Genomic DNA, 18,940 nt, shown 5'->3' with positions numbered 1-18,940 from the left:
AGCGCCAGACCCTGATGGATCGCCGCTTGCGCCACCACGCGCAGGCTGCCTAACCTCTTACCCCAGATGGACCAGAGCCTCCGCTCCTGAACACCGCTGAATGTCCCAAATCATCTGACGACGGACAGTCGACGGCGAGAGCCGGCTGTTTGCTTCCCGGGTCAAGGGGCGCGAGGGCCAGAAGGCGCAGCTGCGCGAGCGGGTCGCCCAGCTCGGCCAGGAGATCAGCGGTCTGACCCAGCAGGCGGCCGCCAAAGAGCGCGAGATCGCCCTGATCGGATCCGAGCTGACCGGGGTGCGCCAGCTCTACGCCAAGAACCTGGTGCCGCTCTCGCGCGTCACCGCGCTGGAGCGCGACGCAGCCCGGCTCGAGGGGGAGCGCGGCTAGCTCATCGCCTCCACCGCCTCAGCCAAGGGCAAGATCGCGGAAACCGAGCTGCAGATCCTGCAGATCGACCAGGACATGCGCACCGAGACCGGCAAGGATCTCGCCGAGATCCGCGGCAAGTGGTCGGAACTTGTCGAGAAGCGGGTGGCGGCGGAAGACCAGCTCAAGCGGGTCGACCTGCGCGCGCCCCAGGACGGCACCGTGCACCAGATGACGGTCCACACGATCGGCGGGCTGGTCACACCCAACGAGCCGGCCATGCTGATCGTGCCCTCGTCCGACCAGCTCGCGGTCGAGGCGCATATCCAGCCGCAGGACATCGACAGCGTGCGGCTCGATCAGCACGCCGTTCTGCGCTTTGCCGCCTTCAACCAGCGCACGACGCCTGAGATCGACGGCGTAGTCAGCCGGGTCTCCGCGGATGTGACCACCGATCCTAAGACCGGCGCGAGCTTCTACACGGTGCGCATCAAGGTGCCCGAGGATCAGCTGACCCGCCTCGGCGGGGCGCGCCTGATGCCCGGCATGCCGGTCAAGGGCTTCCTCCAGCTCGGCGATCGCTTGGTGCTCTCCTACCTCGTCAAACCCCTTACCGACCAGATCGCCAAAGCCTGGCGTGAGAAGTGAGACAAGTACCCTCCAAAAAACAGAGGGCAAGCCACGTATGTGTAGTTCCAAAAGCCGATATTAGCGAATAAGCGTCTCGTCGGAAAACAGTTGGATTTCCGATATTTAGGACTCATGCGTTGAATTCGAGGATACTCTGCAGCTTCAAAGGCATGTGCTTGGCATTACAATTGTCTTGGAATTATCAGCACTTGGACCGTGCGCGAGCAGAACCTACGGCTCGGGATCTGCTTCGGACTTTAAAAGATTAACCAAATCTGAGACCGACGTCGAACCAGCCTATTCTTCGGCCTACGCTAGATGTTTGATCCCTGGGTTTGATGGTGCACTTTTCACGTCGGAGTGGAGGGACGCGCTATGGGCCAGGTTCTTCACGGCAGCGCCACGACGACGGAGGTGATCCGTCGAGCGATCCAGCATAGTCAAGCGAGCCTGAGGACGCTCTCGAAGCGCTACGGGATCAACTAGAAGACGGTCGCCAAGTGGAAGAAACGGACCTCGGTCGCCGACCGGCGCACGGGGCCGAAGGATCCGCGTTCGACGGTGCTGTCGCTGGAAGACGAGGCGGTCATCGTCGCTTTTCGGCGTCACACGCTCCTGCCGCTCGATGACTGCCTCTACGCGCTCCAGGCGACGATCCCGCACCTGACCCGCTCGTCGCTGCATCGTTGCCTGCACACTGCTGAAGCAGAAATACACATTATCGTAAAATCGCAACTCCGACAGGGCTGCTTATGCGGCAGTCTGGGGCTTTGCCCCGCTGGCAGCCAAACCGCCGGGTGGACGGGACGAGGTCAAGGCTGGAGAGCGCAGCGTGCCTTGAGGCCGGCCCGTCTGGATGGCCCTCGGCAGAGAAGGGGCGGCAGGCCTCCGTATAGTGCGGCAGCGACCGTCACCGTCAGGCGGCACCCCCCCCCGCGGGTTCCGGGAGCCGCCGCAGGTGGCAAGTAGGGCGTGGCTTGCAACTAGCCTGGTTTATTCATCGGGGCTTGGCTGACGCCGTGTTTTGGGCTGACGGCGCGCGAGATCGCGCGTCCACCGTGACGCGTATGGATTGGGAACGTTGCGTCGGTGTTTGAGGGATAGGAGCGGGTTCGTTGGGGCGTCTCGGCCCCGCCATTCAAGTCGGGGCTGGGACGAGCACGGTCGCAAGGTGGCGTAGCAGGTCAGCCTCGGGACAGGCGGCGGCGAAGGCGAGGCGGACGCGGGCAGCGGTCTCGCGGATCCGAGCGCCGAGCTTGAGCAGCCGGAGGCGGATCGTCGAGAACTTGGCCCTGGCGAGGCGATGGGCTGCCGAGATGGCGTCTCGCACGGTGAGCATCAGCCAGTAGGCTGCGGTGTGCAAGACGGGCCGCATCTGGTTGGCGGCCGGGTGCCGGCAGGAGGTGCGGTCAGAGGCGAGCTGGCCCTTGTGCAGCTTGATCAGGTTCTCGGCCTAGCCACGGACGCAGTAGAGTTCGGGGTGGAGCCATGCCGCCGTGCCGGTGGCAATGTTCGTGACCACGTAGTGGATGTCGAGGCCGAGGCGGGTGACCTCGATGCGGGCGGCGACACGTCACTTTTGCCGCCAGGACTTAGCGGCGTGAGTGGTTTCGGCAAAGCCGCGCACCGCATCCTTGTCACCGATGGCCCGCACCACTCGGATGTGGTCGGCGGTCGGCTTGACCTTGGCCGCGAGCGCCTTCGTGCCGGTCAAGCCGAAGACGTAGGTGACGCTGTTGTCCTCGCACCAGTCCATCGCTTCGGGCCGCCCGTAGTGGCCGTCGCCGCGAATGGTGATCGCGGTCGTCGGCCAGTGACGGCAGATCGCCCGGACGAGCCAGCGCAGATGGCCCCGGACCTTGCGACCCGAGGGCGTCTTGCCCGGCCGGAGGATCATCGCGACGGGACGGCTGGTGGCGGTATCATAGAAGTGGATCGGCAGAAAGCAGCCTTCGTCGTGGTGGGTGTTGAACAGCGAGAGTTGCTGCTGGCCATGCACCACGTCGTAGGTGTCGTCGATGTCCAGGGTGACCGCGGCTGGCGGTGCGACGTAGCTGGCGCAGGACCATCTCGGGTGACAGCCCGTTCAGCACGCGTTGCCGCCGGCCATTGTAGGCCGCGTTGAAGCCGCGCAGCACGACCTCCAGGTCGCGGTGGCTGTAGATCATGATGCCCAACACCTCCCGCTGCATCCGGCCGTTGAAGCGCTCGACCATGCCGTTGGTCTTCGGCGTGTAGGAGCGCGACTTGCGGTGTTGCACGCCGTGCCGCGTGCAGGCGGCCTCGAAGGCATCGGCGGTGAAGCAGGAGCCGCGGTCGGTGAGCACGTGGGTGACCCGGAAGGGGAAGGCGTCGAGGGCGTCCGTAAGGAAGGCGACGGCCGAGGCGGAGGTCTCGTTATCCTTGACGGTGAGATGGACGTAGCGGGAGGCGCGGTCGATGGCGACGTAGAGGTAGCGCTTGCGGGTAAAGCCGTCACGATCGCGCAGCTTGGGCAGGTGCTTCACGTCGATATGGATGAAGCCGACCTCGTAGTCCTTGAATGTGCCATGCGGCTTACGGGCCTGCTCGGAGGGCGGCAGCCGGTTGAGACCCTCCGCCTTGAGAATGCGATAGACGGCGTCCCGGTTCAGGTGCGGCAGGAAATGGCTGACGACGAAGGTCAGCGCGTCGAGGGGAAAGCCGGTGCTGCGGCGGAGCGCGCACACGATGGCGCGCTCCTCATCGCTGGCGCGCCAGGGCAGCTTATGCGGTCGAGCCGAGCGATCCAGGCAGGCATTGGGGCCGCGCTTGCGCCATTTGCGGATGGTCTCGGCGGAAACACCGTAGCGCCGGGCCAGAACGCTGGAGCCTTCGGAGGAGCGGGCGATCTCGGCGCGCACGACCGAAGTGGTGCAGGCGTTGGGGTGAATGGCCAGCATCAGCGGGCCCTCAAGGTGGTGGCACGGCGGCGCACGCCCTCAAACCGCCACGCATGGGCTTTGATCATCCAACGCACCACATCCCAACAACGTTCCGCAACCAGACAGCCGGCGGCTGGTCAAAGATTACGAACGCTACGCCACCACGCTCGCAGGACTGCACATGATCGCCTTCGTCTGCCTCATGCGCAGCCGCGTCGCTCAACTTACTAATGGTGCATGACATGCTCTTGGTGAATGATCTAGTTTCTATTCCAAACTATCACGGTACGTCCCAAGCCAGGATTCCGAGTTTGCACATCCACACGAGGGTGAGCGCAACAGCTTCGCGCCTCGCTGGCGGAACGCGGGATTGGATCTCAGAGAACGCCTGCGCGCCGTTCGCGGCGAGGTGGTCAAGCACGGCCCGACACTCGGCAGGGTTGATGCGCCAGTGATCGGCGAAGCCGTCCAGGCGGACGCTGGCGCATCGCTGCAGCTCCGTCCGAGCCTGCTGCTCCGTCACACCGGGCCTCAGCCCAATGCGCGTGGATGGCGAGAGAACGGCGGTCGCGAAGCCCGCGAAGTCCGCGAACGGATCGCCCTTCACGGGATTTGACGTCACGCCCGCCCTGGTTCCGTAAGCGAGTGCAGTCGCCCGCTCTCGGCCCAGGTCCTCGACGAGCCCCCGGATCTGCGCGGCGACGACGGGCCAGTCGAACTGCGTTCGCACGCGCTCCTGCCCGGCGCGACCCATTCGCCGCCGCAGGTCCGGATCTTGCGCGAGGCGAGCGAGCGCGACCGCCGCCTGACCGACGTCCACCGCCGTGTGCTGCGCGACGGTCCCGACATAGGCCTGATACGACTCGAGGCCGAGCACGTGACTCGCACTCATCGAGCGCCCCGCGTCGCCCGGAGGGGCGCCGAGCGTTCGAACGAGGAAGGCTTCCTTGCCGTCCTGCATGGTGAAGCGGTAGCCGTCCCAGTCGCTCGCGACGACGGGCAACCCGGCCGCCATCGCCTCGAGCGGCGTGAGGCCGAACGTTTCCTGGATGTTGTCGACGAGCGACAGGAAGATGTCCGCGCCGGCCCACATCCTCTCGATCTCGTCCCGGTCGTTGCCTTCGAGGATGAACAGCGGCACCGACGGGCAGTAGGCGCGCGCCGCCTCCTCGTACAGCGAGCGGCCCAACTCCCCGTTCGGAAACCAGCCGCCCATCGCGAAGCAGAGGCGCTTGCCCGACAGCGCGCAAGCCTCCTCCACAGCGCGAAACATCGGTTGCGGGAAGGCCTTCTCGAAGAAGGACAGGCGCCCGAGCCAGAGAACGAGAACGTCGTCGGGGCCGAGCCCGAGCCGGTCCCTCAGCGCTGCGCGCCGATCGCCGCGGTCGGCTTGAGTTGCGAGCGCAGGGGCGTCGACGCCGAGCGGAACGAGCGGGAGCTGCGGCCTCGGGCGCCCCTGCCCCCCGAACCGGTCGGCGAGGTAATCCCCCCAGGCGTCGAACATGCCGGTCAGAGAATCCCGGACGGCCGGTGACGTGCAAATGAGGGCGTCCCACGGCTGGATCGGAGCCAGACTCGATCCAGCGATGTGCTCCCGGATGGCCGGGGGGGCGATCGTGTGAACGAGGCCGATCAAACTGTAGGCGCGGTCGCTGACTGCTCGGCGCAACCAGGCAAGATCGGCGAGATCTGCCTTTCCGCGCAGGAGGCTGCCGGCCTGAACGGCCGGCTGGAGGTCGTAAAGGCTGCCTCCGTGCAGCCGCGTCGGGGACGTGCCTCCGCGCAGGAGGCCGCGCGCGAGGTCGGCTTCGGACGGCGGCTGCGGCGAGAGAACGAAGACGTCATCAAACCCGCCGTGCAGCGCCAGCGCCTGGAACAGGCCGAGATTGGCCGTATCCTTTCCAAATGGGTTCTTGACCGTCTCGAACGAGGCAGAGGGCACGTAGAGGGCAAGCGACGCGCTCACTGTGCGAAGTCCTCGAAGGTAATGCCTGACAGAGTGGTGAAGGCAGCCATGTCCTCCCAATAGATCGCACGCAGGTGGGTGCGATCCTCAGGCGTCAGGTCAGGAATGATGTCCGATCCAGGTCCGACGTTTGCACGAAGCGGTTCCCGAACTTCGAAGGGCTCGACGCCAACGTGCGTGCACACCCGCGCAAGCGTCTCCTCCGGGTTATTGTGCAAGTCGTTCGAGTCGAGCAGAAGGACGTTCTCGCGAGGAAAGATTTCGTATACCCGCTTTAATTGAGCGGCGTAGAAACCGCGCTCGACGAAGCTGTACACACGATGATGACCTAGCGCCTGAGGATCGGTAACGCGAGCGCGACCGTCTCGAATAGCCCACGCGAACGGCTTATCCTCGAAACCTCGAGTCGTTTCCATCTTCCAATGCGAATACGCGCGTGAGATCGGATCCCGGAAGAGGAACACGAGCCGCATGTACGGATTGTAGGCGCGGATGCGCTCCAAGCAGTTCGGCCAGTAAAGGTAGATCGGTGTCGCCTCGCCTCTGGTCTTGCTCGATGGCGGCCCGAAAGCGGCGTGGTACCTCTCGTAGTCGGGCTGATGCCAGTCCACGTTGTTCTCGTCATCGAAGAAGTGCACCTCTTTGCAAGGTGCCATCTCCAAACTCGGATGCGCTTGCAAGTATGCGAACAGGGCCGTGGTGCCGCCCTTCTGCACTCCCCCAATCAAAAAACCAATCTTGTCAAGCGTTGCCATACCGCAAGTCCTTTCGATCGCTCTGCATCCATGAGCAGGACTCGCGGTCGCGTGCGCACGGCTCCACCCGGGCTTCCGGTTTATTCCCCAGCGCACGGCGCCCTCGGCGCTGCGTTTGACTCGATTGTTCGGTAGGCGCTGAATGCCGCCGCCGTCAAATCAGAGGCCGGATTTTGGACGATACACACGCTCTGCGCCAACAGCTTACGCAGGCTTGGCGCGTTACCCTCGAGGCCGCCCTTGATCGCGGCACGCCAGAGCAGCCTCTTGTTGAGACCATGGCGGAGGTTGCCCAAGCCCGATTGGCCGCGAGCTTCGGTCCGGCTGCCGCCGCGAGTTACCTCCAGCTCTTGGCGGAGGGGTTGCGGGATGTCGATCGAAAGGAAACCACCCTGCTCGTTCGCGGTGACGACCCCGCGCAGGACGCGACCGTGGCCGATCTCAGCCTCGATCCCGATTGGCTGGTCAGGGACGACCTGCTGGATTGAAGCGGTGGTGGATCGGCGGTTCTACTGGACGCAGCGAGAGTAACACGCCTACCTGCCGCAGCGCGGCGAATGGGCCCCCACGCGCGTACCGCTTCGTTCCGCGCTGATCTCGCTTGTCTCGATCCTTAGGTCCAATCTACTGTTGCGCCACGTCAATGAAGGTCGATCACCGCGGTTGCCCATTCACCGGCGTGCGCGAGCACGCGGGAGCTGGTGTCACGAGCGTCAAGCGACCGACTTAGGACTGAGGCCCTTCCCAGCAGAGCTCCCGTTGCTCGCAGAACCGACCGCTGCCTTGGGCGCACGTTCGTACCGTCGAAGGAGATTTGCCGGGAACGGCTCGCTCAACGCTCGTGACCCGCGGTCGAGGTTGTTTCCGTGATCGGTGAGAGCACGTAGTCGATGACCCGCCGATTGCCCGTGCGGATTTCGACGGTGGCGGTCATGCCGGGGGACAGTACGACTGGCTTGCCGTCGGCGACGATGTTGTTCTTCTCGACCTCGATCGTGACCGGGAACACGAGGTTCTGGGTACGAGGCGTCCCCGTCACCGCGCCGATGTTCTGACCGCGCGTCAGCGAAAGCACGTCGGTGGAACCGCTCGCATCACGATCGTCGATGGCATCGCGGGAGATGCGGATGACTTTCCCCTCAACGGTACCGTAACGGGTGAACGGGAAGGAGTCGATCTTCACCACCGCGTCCTGGCCGAGCAAGACGAAGCCGATATCCTGGTTGAGCACCAGCGCCTCGATCTCGATGGGGCCGCTGGAGGGGACGACGACTAGCAGCGGCTGCCCGGCGGTGACGACCTGACCGATCGTGGTGACGGCGAGTTGCTGAACAGTGCCGTCGATCGGCGCGCGCAGTTGCGTCCGGCTCCAGCGCACGCGCGCCCTTACCGCATCCTGTCGCGCCGTGTCCGCCTTCTGAGAAGCCTCCGTCAGGGCCTGCGCCTGCTTCGCGAGCGTTTCATCCGTGAGTTGCTCGATGCGCCGCTCCAGGGACTTCTCAGCGGCCTGAGCCTCGACGATCTGGCCCTGGTCGTAGGCGAGGTCCGCCGCAACCTGCTCGACCTGCTGCAGGGCATCAATCACGGCGGCCCGCGTGCCGGACGAGCGCGCCACCAGCGTCTCGCGCATCGTCGCCCGCTCGCTCAGAACGGCCTTGAGGCGCTCCCGAGCGGCCGCGCTGGCGGTGAAGCGCTGCCGGGTCGCCTCCTTCTCGGCCGTTTGGGCGCTGAGAGCGGCCCGCGTCGCGAAGTACTGGCTGAGCTCGGCGGTCATCGCGGCATTCTCGCGGGTCCGTATCGACGCGGATACGGTGGCCGGGAACTCCGGCTCGATGGTTCTCAGGTTCTCCTTGATCGCCGTGATGGAGGCGCGGCGGCGGGCGATCTGAGCCTCGTACGACGCGAGCGTGTCCTCCGTCGCGGTCAGCTCCGCCTTGGCCTCGGTCGCGTCCAGCTCGATCAGGGGCATGCCCGCCTTGACGGTATCGCCGTTGTGGACGTGGATGACCTGCACTCTGCTGGTCTCGAAAGGCTGGATCACCTTGGAGCGACCGCTCGGCTGAATGCGCGCCGAGGCAATTGCGTGGATGTCGAGACTCGCGAGGGTGCTCCACAGGAGCGCGCACCCGAACATCAGGCAGAGCGTCCAGGTGAACACCATCGCGAGGGGCGACGGCGGCGTGTCGAGGATCTCGAGATGCGCGGGAAGGAATTCCTGATCCTCGCGGCTCGAGGCGATGGCACGCACGCGCTCGCGAAGAACCTTCGCCGAGAGCGCGCGCGGGCGCGCCGGCACAGGCAGAGTGGTGGATGGAAGGGCCGGTGGGGCGCTGTCGGGTTTCGTGCTCATGCCGCCACCTCCTGACCGGAGCCGTGACTGGATTGCAGCCGCCACAGGCGGCCGTAAAGGCTCGTCGGATGGGCAAGTAGATCCGCGTGGGAGCCGTCCTCGACGATACGGCCATCCTGCATCGCAATGATGCGGTCGCAGCCGCGCACCGCCGCGAGGCGGTGGGCGATGATCACCACGGTGCGCCCCTGAACGATGTGCTTCATGTTCTCCTGGATGATCCGTTCGCTCTCGTAATCGAGCGCGGAGGTCGCTTCATCAAGGATGAGGATGCGCGGGTTGGTGGCCAGGGCCCGCGCGATTGCGAGACGCTGGCGCTGGCCGCCCGATAGGTTCGAGCCCCGCTCCTCGATCGGCGTGTCGTAGCCGCGTGGGAGGCGGTTGACGAACTCGTCGGCGCCGGCGAGCCGCGCCACCTGGATGACCTGTGCCCGCGACATGCTGGGGTTGGCCAGCGCAATGTTCTCATGCACCGTCTTGTTGAAGAGCAGGTTCTCCTGGAGGACCACGCCGATCTGGCGCCGCAGCCAGGTCGGGTCGACCTGCGCGATGTCGATGCCGTCGACGAGCACCTGCCCCTTTTCCGGAACGTACAGCCGCTGCAACAGCTTGGTGAACGTCGATTTGCCGGAGCCGGACGGCCCGACGATGCCGACCACCTGCCCGGCCGGGATCTCGATCGACACGTCCTTCAGCACCTCCGGCAGCCCGGGCTGGTAACGGAACACGACGCCCCGCACCCCGAGCTGGCCCTTGGCCGGCGGCAGGTGCGCGTGCGTCAGCGCGCGCGCCTCCGGCGGATGGTTCAGCACGTCGCCCAGGCGCTCGATCGAAACCTTCACCTGTTGGAAGTCCTGCCAGAGCTGGCTCAAGCGCAGGATCGGCCCCGTCACCTGCCCCATGATCATGTTGAAGGCCACCAGACCTCCCACCGTAAGGTCGCCCGACATGACCGCGTACGCGCCGAAGAACAGCACCAGAGCGGTCGTCAGTTGGTTGATGTACTGGATCAGGTTCTGACCCAGGCTGCCGATCATGCCCGTGACGAACGAGGTCTTCACGTAGCCGGCGAGCCGGTCTTCCCACTGAACCCGCAAGATCGGCTCCACCGCCATCGCCTTGACGGTCTGGATACCGATCACCGACTCGATCAGGAATTGGTTCGAGAGCGCCGAGCGGTTGAACTTTTCCAGCGTCTTCTCGCGCAGGATAGGCCGCAGCAACACCGCCACGACGATGTAGCAAGGGATCGATAGAGACACGATCAGCCCAAGCATGGTAGAGTACATGTACATGATCGCGAGAAACAGCAGCGTGAACGGGATGTCGATCGCCGCCATCAGGGCCTGACCCGTGAGGAAGCCCCGGATCTGTTCCAGCTCGCGCACGCGGGCGACGGTCTGGCCCGCGGCCCGCGTCTCGAAGTAGCCCAGCGGCAGGCGCAGCAGGTGCTCGAAGAGGCGCGCACCGAGTTCCACGTCGATCCGGCTGGTCGTGTGGGTGAGGATATACGTTCTGAGATACTGCAGCACGCAGTTGAACAAGCCCAGGACCACGAGCCCGATCACCACGAGGGTGAGGGTCGAGTAGCCCTTGTGCCCGAGCACCTTGTCGATGGTGATCTGGAAGAAGACCGGGGTGATTAGGGCGCAGATCTGGATAAACAGCGACGCGACGATCACCGTGATCAGCGGGCGCCGGTAGCGCACGATCGACGGAACGAACCACGTCAGCCCGAACTTGTGGATCAGCGTCTCGACGCTGGCCCGGCGCGCGACCAGGATGATTGTGCCGTTCCAGTGTTCCAGCACCTCCGCCCGATCGAGCTGCTCGGCGTTGCGCGAGGCCGCCTCGATGACGCGCAGCTTGCCGTCCTCGAAGCGGCGACCGAGCAGGCGGTAGCTGCCGTCCTTGTAGCCGATGATCGTGGGCAGCGGGATCGTATCGAGCCGCTCGGGCTTCTGCTTGGTGAGCAGGCGCGACTTCAGGCCGAGCTTGCGCGCGCCGCGGGTGATGTCGACTTCGGTGGCGGGCGCGCCGCCGATCCCGAGTTCGTGGCGGACCTGCGCCTGCTCGCATTGCACTTGGTGGAATGAGGCCACCAGGGCGAGCGCGCTCAGGCCCGAATCCGGATGGGGACCCCGCGCCGCCGGCTCGGCGACGCCCGGTTGCACGGGCGCTTGGTCGATCGTTCCCGCCGCCCCGGACCCTGCCGACATGCACGTTCCCTTCAATGGCGCGTCCTACGACCCAAGGGCCGCATCCCCAACATACGGCAATCCCACGCGAAAGGGGGATGGCGTGTCGGGGTTCTGCCGCGAACCGGAAGCGCCGCACGCCATGTCGCGCAATTGCGGCAGGAGGATGCCCCGGTTCATCCAGACCGCCCGCCTGATCTTGATTGGGCGCAAGGCAGCTTTGACATGCGCGGGCGGCCGACCCGGCGGTGCCATGAATTCGGCGTTATCCCCCGCGATGCGCGGGCATGCGCGTTCTCTTCGTCCACCAGAACTTTCCCGGCCAGTACGAACACCTCGCTCCCGCGGCCGCGCGGGAGGGCTGGGAGGTCGTCGCGCTCGGCCTCGGCAAGGCGGCGTATCTTCCCGGCGTGCGTTACGTCCGCCATGCGCTCCGGCAGGTCTCGACACCCGGCATCCATCCCTTAGCTGGGGAGTTCGAGTCGAAGGTGATTCGCGCCGAGAGCGCCGCCAACGCCGCGCTCGCCCTCAGGGCGGAGGGGTTCACGCCCGATCTCATTTGCGGCCATCCCGGCTGGGGCGAGACCCTGTTACTCAAGGATGTCTGGCCCGACGCGAAGATCCTCAGCTTCGTCGAGTTCAACTACCGCGCCGAGGGGGCCGACGTCGGCTTCGACCCGGAGTTTCCCCTCCGGGACGATGCGGCGCGCTTCAAGATCCGGGTGAAGAACGCGCACAACTATCTCGCCTACGCCGATTCCGACTGGCTGGTCTCGCCGACGCGCTGGCAAGGCGCGCAGGTGCCGCCGGCTTACCAGGACCGCCTCAGCATCATCCACGACGGCATCGACACCGACCGGGTCCGGCCGAACCCAAAGGCGCAGGTGACCCTCGGGCGCGACGGTATCACGTTGCGGCCCAGCGACGAGGTTGTGACCTTCGTCAACCGGAACCTCGAGCCCTACCGCGGCTATCACAGCTTCATGCGGGCGCTGCCGGAGATCCTGCAACGGCGTCCCAGTGCGCGTGCCGTCCTCGTCGGGGGCAACGCCCAGAGCTACGGCGCCAAGCCGGAGGGCGACCGCAACTATCGTGAGATCTACCTCAGCGAAGTCCGAGATCGCTTGGACATGAGCCGCGTCCACTTCGTCGGAAACATCCCCTATCCGGCCTACCTCAACCTCCTCCAGGTCTCCGCCGCCCACGTCTACCTGACCTACCCCTTCGTGCTGTCCTGGTCGCTCATCGAGGCGATGGCGGCGGGGTGCGCGATCGTCGGTTCGGCGACGGCGCCGGTGCAGGAGGTGATCCGCGACGGGGAGAACGGACGGCTCGTGGACTTCTTCTCGCCGCAGGACATCGCTGATGCGGTCGTGGCCGTCCTCGCCGATCCCGCCTCCCACCACGCGATGCGCGCCGCCGCCCGGCTCGGCGCCGAGACGTTTGACCTCCGACGCGTTTGCCTCCCTCGGCACCTGCGCTTGATGCGGGAGGTAGCTGCCGGCCTTTCACCGAGCGTGTGAGTGCGCGTTGCGACAAAGCGGCGTAGAGTGTTGCTCCGAAACCACTCGCCGTATCCTGTGAAGCCCGCGAAGCGCCGAGGCGTGTTATCTCCCTGCCACTTAAGCAGTTATCAATTTTAACTGGAAAAGAACGAAGCGCATTTTCCTCTAGCAAGCATTGCTGTTTCGGGATATCTGAGACGCCGGATGCCATCCTGATGGTCCGGTCTCTCGGAAATATGATTTTGCTCCGAAGTCGGTTGATTGGGGCGGATGCGTGTGGCATTTCCGCGTTCGAGATAGGGCGCGCTTCCTTCAGAGGACGAGGCAAAGATGGCTAATATCACGCTCAACAACGTCAGCGACCAGACCGTATCCGGCACGACTGGCGGCGACACGATCACGCTGACCGGCCGCGGCAGCAACGTCTACATTGATGGGCTGGCAGGTGGCGACACCATCTCTTCTGCGACCGCCACCCCGGCCGGCTACACCAACGCGACCGTCATGGGCGGTCTGGGTGTCGACAACATCTCCGGCTTCAGCAGCAACTCGATGCTGTTTGGCGGTCAGGGGGGGGACACCATTCTTCTGAATGCCGGCGGCGCCAACCTTACCGTGTTCGGCGGCCAGGACGACGACACCATCACCGCCAGCAGCGGCTCTACCGCCCTGATCTTCGGCAATATGGGGGTCGACACCATCAACCTGACTGGCTTCGGCGACGGCGCGACCGTGTTCGGCGGCCAGGGCGACGATGCGATCACCGGCGGCGCCGGCAGCCGCGCCTACATCTCCGGCGACATCGGTGACGACAGCATCACCGGCGTTGCCGGCAGCCTCGCCTCGGTGTTCGGCGGCCAGGGCCGCGACACCATCACCACGACCGGAGGTGCAACACAGGCTCTCTTGTTCGGCAACGATGGTGATGACACCATCGCCGCCAGCGGCGACGGCTCCAGCGTCTTCGGCGGTCAGGGCTCCGACCAGCTCACCATTTCGGGTGACTCCAGCATCCTGTTCGGCAATCTGGGCAACGACACCATCACCGTCGACGGCGGCGCAACGTCAGCCACGGTGTTCGGTGGTCAGGGCAGCGACACCATCACCGCCACTGCCGCTGGTGACAACGCCTACATCTCCGGTGATCTCGGCAACGACACCATTACCGCTGGGGCAGTTCGCGCAACAATCCTGGGCGGCGACGGCAACGACAGCATCACCAACAGCAACAACATGTCGGCTCTAAGCGGTGGTGCCGGCTCAGACATCTTCACCGTCACCGGTACAACGGTCGGCGACAACAACTCGACCCTGACTATCACCGACTTCGTGTCGGGCACGGACTTCGTGGATATCGGGGGTGCCACGGCATCTCAGAGCACCAACTACACGGAGGCGAAGGTCAACGGCGGATTCACGGAAGCCCAGAAGGCGGCTGGCAACCTTCAGGACGGTCAGTATCTCTTTGTCGCCGGCAACACCGACGGTTACCTGTTCTCCGGCACTGACACTGCGATCACGCTCACCGGTCTCAACTCACTGGATAGCTTCTCAGCCACCGATATTCTTGGCACGACGCCGGCGCCGGCCGCTGGCTAATCTCGCATAATAGCGTAATACAACGATTGGATGCCTTTGTTTCGAGGCATGTGATTTAGAATGCCGCCCTTCGGGGCGGCATTTTTTCTATCCGGCCGAAAGCGATCGCATGCTGAGGTTTGAGCAAATGGTCGGAGCAGGATCTTTCGTACCGATACAAAAAAGGCTTTGAGATCTACAAATGCGTCAAGAGCAATGCTGCAGAGTGTCGTTGCAGGTCGTCGCTTAGCTCCGCCCAAGCGCCGAGTAGCGCTTGTCGAGGTGTTCCACCTCGCAGAATTCCATTCCCGCGCCGTAGCTCTTGTAGACTGTGAACGTCTTGAGCAGAGTCAGCGCGGCGGTGCTCTCCAGCGGCGAGACGAAAGACACGTCCCGGTCGCCCCAGTGCGGCATGCTCATCCAATGGCGCAGCTGCTCCTGCGTCAGCGCGTGGAAGCCCGAATGCGGGTTGCGTGTGCGCTCGAACGACACCCGCCGCCCGAGCACCCGGGCTTGGAGGAAGCGCTCGTCCGGCCGGCGCGTGAACCACGGGTCGGTCAACTGCGGGATCAGGTCGCCATCGATGAAGGTCTTCGCCGCCGGCCCCTGCAGGTTCCACTCGTAGCGGTTGGGCAGCAGCACGCGCCCCTGCCCGAAGGTCTCAGTGAACCAGAGCTGCTTGTCGAGGAACCCAGCATCGCGCGGCAGCAGGTCGTCCTCGCTGTACACGAACAGGTCGAACCGGCGCGCGTACTCGGCGAACAGTGTGTGGGCGTGGAAGCCCATCATCCGCGCGTCGTCGAGCGCGATCTCGACATGGGTGATGCCGCAGGTCCGGCAGAAGTCCGGATCGAGCAGGTGGTGCCCCCCCGTGGTGATCGCGACGAGGGCGAACTCCGAGACCCGCGACGGGATGCGCTCGTAGGCGCGCCCGGCGATGTTAAGCACGGCCTGGTGTCCCGCAAAGGCGAAGCGCCAGGCCGTGAACACCGAGCGGATCGCCGCACGCCGGCTCTCCGGGTCGCGGCCGTCGCTGTAGGCGTGGGAAGTGTCGCCCGTCGCCTGATAGAAGTGCGGAATAGCCACCATGACCCGCATACGACACACCCTCGCTCATCCGCCCGCATGTCGTCGTCCCAGCCCGCCGGGGCGGTCGACGGCGGGTCGGGGCCGGCTATAACACGGGCGGGGCAGGGCAAGCGCGAGGGAGCAGGCCATGGACGTAGCGGAGATCGAGGCGGGGCTCGCAGCCGTCACCGCTGAGCACGGGCCGTGGGGCTCGGCCAACGTGGCGCTGCCGCACGGCCTGTTCACGATCGACGCGGAGCCACGCGGCGACAATCACCGCACCCTCAAGTTCCTGCAGATCATCGCGGACGTGCTTGGGCGCCCGCTGCGGGACCTGCGCATCGTTGACCTCGCCTCGGGTGAGGGGCTCTACGCGATCGAGTTCGCCCAGCACGGCGCACAGGTCCTCGGCATCGAGGGCCGGGCGGCCAACGTCGCCAAGGCCGAGTTCGCCCGGCAGGCCTGGGGTCTCGACACCCTGCGCTTTGTCGAGGACGACGTGCGCAACTTCACCGCGGAGCGCTACGGCCGCTTCGACGTCGTGCTCTGCTCGGGCATCCTCTACCACCTCGACGCACCGGACGTGTTCCACTTCCTGCGCAACATCCGGGCCGCCTGCACGGATCTGCTGATCATCGACGCGCGCGTGACGATGGCGCCGGACACGAGCATGGTGTTCGAGGGGCGCCGCTACGGCGGTTGCGTCTACCACGAGCACGAGGAGGGCGATCCCGCCGACGTGCGGCTGGCCCGGCTCGGCGCCTCGCTCGACAATCCCAGAAGCTTCTGGTTCACCCGCCATGGGCTGGCCAACTGCCTGACGGATCTCGGCTTCAGCTCGGTCTACGAGTGCCTGTCGCCCGTGCCGCTCAACACCCGGATCGACCGCGCGACCATTGTCGCCCGGCCGGGCCGGATCGTGCGGCCCTACAACGCGATCGCCGGCCGCCTCGACGCGTGCCGCTGGCCGGACTCCGCCTGATCCCGCCTCACTGGCCCTGCGGGGTCATGACCAGCCACGGCGTCGGCCCTGAGCGCCACTCCCACATCGCCAGCACCTGATCGAGATGGGTCGTGCGCTCGAACCAGCTCGGCAGGGTGGGCGGCGTCAGCACCTGATCGATCCGGCGGACCGCGTGGGTGGCGCGGAAGCGGGCCGCGAGCGCCTCGCACAGGCCCGGCCGGAACACGTCGTGGCACTCCACGAGCACGCTCATGCGGGCCAGGGCCGAGTGGAGGTCCGGACGCAGGAGCGCGTCCTCCGCGCCTTCGATGTCGATGATGACCAGCGTGCGGCCGTCGGCGAAGCGGGCGAAATCGTCTCCATGGAAGACGCCGCCGACCGCGACCCGGTCCGCGACCGCGTTGAGCTCGGCGAGATCGCGGCAGGCGGCCTGCGCGCCCGGGTTGGTGTCGTAGGCGTGGATGCGCCCCCCCCGCGCCAGCCGCGCGAGGCCGACGGCGTAGTAGCCCTCGGCGCACCCGATATCGACGATGTCGTCGTACGACGCGGCGGCCGCTTCGAGCAGGAAGGGGTGCAACTGGGCCTCGTAGCAGCCCAGAAGCTTGGCGGCGAGGCAGCCCTCGGCCGCCTCGCTTCGGAAGCGCATCCCGGCGAACGGGCCGTTCAGGACGACCGGGCCGTGGCGCGCGATGATCTCGCGTTCGATGAGCTTCGAGCGCCAGATCGCCAGGAGCCTCAGCGCCCGGTTAAGTCCGGCCGCGGATTCGAAGTCGCTCTCCTCCGTCATGGTTCGGATGCGCGCGGCGACGCTTGTGTTCAGGTCCATTGCTCGGCCTTGTGGTAGGAACCCGTTCGCGCGCGGCGCCACCTTGTCGCGCTCAGATCAACGCGAGGTGAGCTTCAGCCAGGGATGACGGGCCATCATCTGCTGGAGAATGCGCATGTGGTGGGGGTCGGTGTTGGTTCTCAGCATCGACGCGGGATGCACCCTGTACCGGCACAGCATTTCGGGCACGTAGATCGCCGCGATCCCCTCCTCGGCGAACCGGCACCAGAAGTCGTAGTCCTCCCAGCCGAGGTCGAGATGAGCGTACCCGCCGAGCCGCGCCCAGGCGGACTTCCGGACCAGGGCCATCGCGTCCACGTAGTTGGCCGGCTTGAGACGCTCGGGAACCCAGGTGTCGGCGTAGCCCGGCTGCACCGTCTCGCCGAAGAGCACCATCTGGCTGAAGGCCGCCCCGGCGTCGCTGTCCTCCAGCGTCTCCAGCAGGCGCGCGACCGCGCGGGGGTAGAGCGCATTGTCCGCATCGAGCACCAGAACGTAGTCGGCGCGCGCGCGCTCGAACGCGGTGTTGCGCGCCTGGGAGAGACCTTGGTTCTCCATGTGCCGGACCAAGAGCGCGCGGGCGAACCGCGCCCCGTGGCGTTCGAGCCACGAGGCCGCCACATCCGCCGAGGCATCGCACGATCCGTCGTCGACGACGATGAGTTCGAGGCGCACGTGGGTCTGGCCCGCGACGGACCGGAGGCATTCCTCCACGTACCCGGCATAGTTGTACAGGCTGACCGCCACGCTGACCAAGGTTTCGGCCGGGGCCGCAGGTTCGGGCTGTTCGGATTCGAACAGGATCATGTGATCGATCGGGAACACGGGCGAGGCTCATCGTGGCGGGGAAAGGAGGAGCCGAAGCAGGGCGAGGCCCATCCGGCGCTTCGAACCGCACCGGCCGAGCCGGACGCGCGCCTCCTGCCGGACCCGCTCCGCCCGGATCTGACCCTCGGGGGTGTGCAGCAGCCAGCGGATCAGCTTGGGAAGGCGCTTCGCGCTGTCCTCGAGGTAGTCAATTCCGGGGCGAAGCACCGGGTGCGGCAGGCAGGGCAGGCTGAGCACCAGTGCGCCGCAGGCGATGCCGTGCAGGATCGAGGCGCGCGGATCGAGGAAGCCGATCTCATCGCGGTGGAGGTTCAGCACGATCTTGGCGCGGCGCCCGAGATGGGCGGCCGCGGCCGAATCAAGCACCTCCTCGCCGGGCAGCGTCCACAGCCCGCGGCGGTAGACGATCGCACATTCGAGTTCGGACAGGAGGTCGGCGTTGCGGCCGAGAAACTCGCCGCGGCTGAGGCTCTCCTCGCCGGCGAACACGAGGTCGATCGGGCGGTCCGCCCACAGGTCGTGCCTCGGCAGCGGACGCCTCGCCTGCCGCGAAAGCCCGGCGACGAGCGGGTGCTGCGGCACCTCGCCTTCCTCCGGCGTCGGCTCGGACGGCAGCCAGAGCAGATGCGGGATGCCCGCCCCCGCCGCGAGCGCCGTTAACCCGGGATCGGAGCCGATCACGCCCTGCGCCAGCAGAAGGGGGCCGAGGCGCGCTGAAACCTCGCCGCTCAGCGCCGTACCGCCGTCTGCGACGAAGCTCGCCATTAGGAGGGACGAGTCGGGTCCATGCTGCCCGGCCTCTGCGATGCGGAACTCCGCCGGTGCGACGAAGATCCGGATCCCAGGCGGTATCCACGAACCGTCTACCCACCGCCTCAGCTCGGGTCGGGCGTTGAGAAGGGTCAGGGCCTCGACGATGCGTTCGCCGAGCGCCACGCTCGCGGCCGACGCGGCGTGGCTGACGAGCACGCTGACGAAGAGCCCCTGCGCCCGGGCGAGGAG

12 protein-coding genes and 5 pseudogenes are annotated in these 18,940 nt (G+C 66.0%); 7 read left to right on the top strand and 10 right to left on the bottom strand.

The window, feature by feature from the left end:
* Positions 1-127: 127 nt before the first annotated feature.
* Both FV223_RS05330 and FV223_RS05325 read left to right on the top strand, forming a co-directional pair.
* Positions 128-1,015: pseudogene (locus FV223_RS05330) on the top strand (HlyD family type I secretion periplasmic adaptor subunit); the annotation flags it as partial.
* A gap of 357 nt (positions 1,016-1,372) precedes the next feature.
* A pseudogene (locus FV223_RS05325) lies at positions 1,373-1,690 on the top strand (IS481 family transposase); the annotation flags it as partial.
* A gap of 445 nt (positions 1,691-2,135) precedes the next feature.
* Here FV223_RS05325 and FV223_RS05320 read toward each other — a convergent pair.
* Together FV223_RS05320 and FV223_RS05315 are read right to left on the bottom strand one after the other, a co-directional pair.
* Positions 2,136-3,059: pseudogene (locus tag FV223_RS05320) on the bottom strand (IS1380 family transposase); the annotation flags it as partial.
* Positions 3,046-3,918, bottom strand: a pseudogene (locus FV223_RS05315) (IS481 family transposase); the annotation flags it as partial. The pseudogenes FV223_RS05320 and FV223_RS05315, both read right to left, overlap by 14 nt.
* 96 nt (positions 3,919-4,014) lie before the next feature.
* Between FV223_RS05315 and FV223_RS05310 the strand changes: the two are divergent.
* Positions 4,015-4,141: pseudogene (locus FV223_RS05310) on the top strand (IS5/IS1182 family transposase); the annotation flags it as partial.
* 39 nt (positions 4,142-4,180) lie between these two features.
* Here the strand turns inward: FV223_RS05310 and FV223_RS05305 are convergent.
* Together FV223_RS05305 and FV223_RS05300 are read right to left on the bottom strand one after the other, a co-directional pair.
* Complete coding sequence (locus tag FV223_RS05305; RefSeq protein WP_147725825.1) at positions 4,181-5,866, bottom strand: glycosyltransferase family 4 protein; 1,686 nt, start codon at positions 5,864-5,866, stop codon at positions 4,181-4,183.
* Positions 5,863-6,621: a sulfotransferase gene (locus FV223_RS05300; RefSeq protein WP_147725824.1), complete on the bottom strand. Its 759-nt coding sequence runs from the start codon at positions 6,619-6,621 to the stop codon at positions 5,863-5,865. Before FV223_RS05300 ends, FV223_RS05305 begins: the two co-directional genes overlap by 4 nt.
* Before the next feature lie 173 nt (positions 6,622-6,794).
* On the opposite strand from FV223_RS05300, the gene FV223_RS05295 reads away from it, so the two are divergent.
* A complete protein-coding gene (locus tag FV223_RS05295) occupies positions 6,795-7,109 on the top strand; it encodes a hypothetical protein (RefSeq protein WP_147725823.1) in 315 nt (104 codons plus the stop codon).
* Positions 7,110-7,453: 344 nt separating this feature from the next.
* Here FV223_RS05295 and FV223_RS05290 read toward each other — a convergent pair whose 3' ends face one another.
* Complete coding sequence (locus tag FV223_RS05290; RefSeq protein ID WP_147725822.1) at positions 7,454-8,971, bottom strand: HlyD family type I secretion periplasmic adaptor subunit; 1,518 nt, start codon at positions 8,969-8,971, stop codon at positions 7,454-7,456.
* Complete coding sequence (locus FV223_RS05285) at positions 8,968-11,190, bottom strand: type I secretion system permease/ATPase (protein ID WP_147725821.1); 2,223 nt, start codon at positions 11,188-11,190, stop codon at positions 8,968-8,970. Before FV223_RS05285 ends, FV223_RS05290 begins: the two co-directional genes overlap by 4 nt.
* 266 nt (positions 11,191-11,456) lie before the next feature.
* Here FV223_RS05285 and FV223_RS05280 point away from each other — a divergent pair, with 266 nt between their 5' ends.
* Positions 11,457-12,692 (top strand): glycosyltransferase, encoded by a 1,236-nt coding sequence (locus FV223_RS05280; RefSeq protein ID WP_147725820.1) that lies wholly within the window; start codon positions 11,457-11,459, stop codon positions 12,690-12,692.
* A 312-nt stretch (positions 12,693-13,004) separates the two neighbouring features.
* Positions 13,005-14,273 (top strand): calcium-binding protein, encoded by a 1,269-nt coding sequence (locus FV223_RS05275; protein WP_147725819.1) that lies wholly within the window; start codon positions 13,005-13,007, stop codon positions 14,271-14,273.
* Between the two features lie 225 nt (positions 14,274-14,498).
* On the opposite strand, the gene FV223_RS05270 is transcribed toward FV223_RS05275, so the two are convergent.
* On the bottom strand, positions 14,499-15,350 hold the full coding sequence (locus FV223_RS05270; RefSeq protein ID WP_147725818.1) for a hypothetical protein: 852 nt from the start codon (positions 15,348-15,350) through the stop codon (positions 14,499-14,501).
* 118 nt (positions 15,351-15,468) lie between these two features.
* On the opposite strand from FV223_RS05270, the gene FV223_RS05265 reads away from it, so the two are divergent.
* Positions 15,469-16,302, top strand: coding sequence for a class I SAM-dependent methyltransferase (locus FV223_RS05265; RefSeq protein WP_147725817.1), 834 nt, complete (start codon positions 15,469-15,471; stop codon positions 16,300-16,302).
* A 7-nt stretch (positions 16,303-16,309) separates the two neighbouring features.
* On the opposite strand, the gene FV223_RS05260 is transcribed toward FV223_RS05265, so the two are convergent.
* The 3 genes from FV223_RS05260 to FV223_RS30125 all read right to left on the bottom strand — a co-directional run.
* Positions 16,310-17,110 carry a hypothetical protein gene (locus FV223_RS05260; RefSeq protein ID WP_147725816.1) on the bottom strand — a complete coding sequence of 267 codons (801 nt, stop codon included), beginning with the start codon at positions 17,108-17,110 and terminating at the stop codon, positions 16,310-16,312.
* Between the two features lie 57 nt (positions 17,111-17,167).
* Positions 17,168-17,935 (bottom strand): glycosyltransferase family A protein, encoded by a 768-nt coding sequence (locus FV223_RS05255; protein WP_147725815.1) that lies wholly within the window; start codon positions 17,933-17,935, stop codon positions 17,168-17,170.
* A gap of 9 nt (positions 17,936-17,944) precedes the next feature.
* A partial coding sequence (locus FV223_RS30125; protein ID WP_210247497.1) for a hypothetical protein occupies positions 17,945-18,940 on the bottom strand: 996 nt, incomplete at its 5' end.

This window comes from Methylobacterium sp. WL116, from assembly GCF_008039455.1.
Lineage (GTDB): Bacteria > Pseudomonadota > Alphaproteobacteria > Rhizobiales > Beijerinckiaceae > Methylobacterium.
Note: the sequence above shows the minus strand (reverse complement) of the source record. Positions and strands in the feature narration are given on the sequence as shown.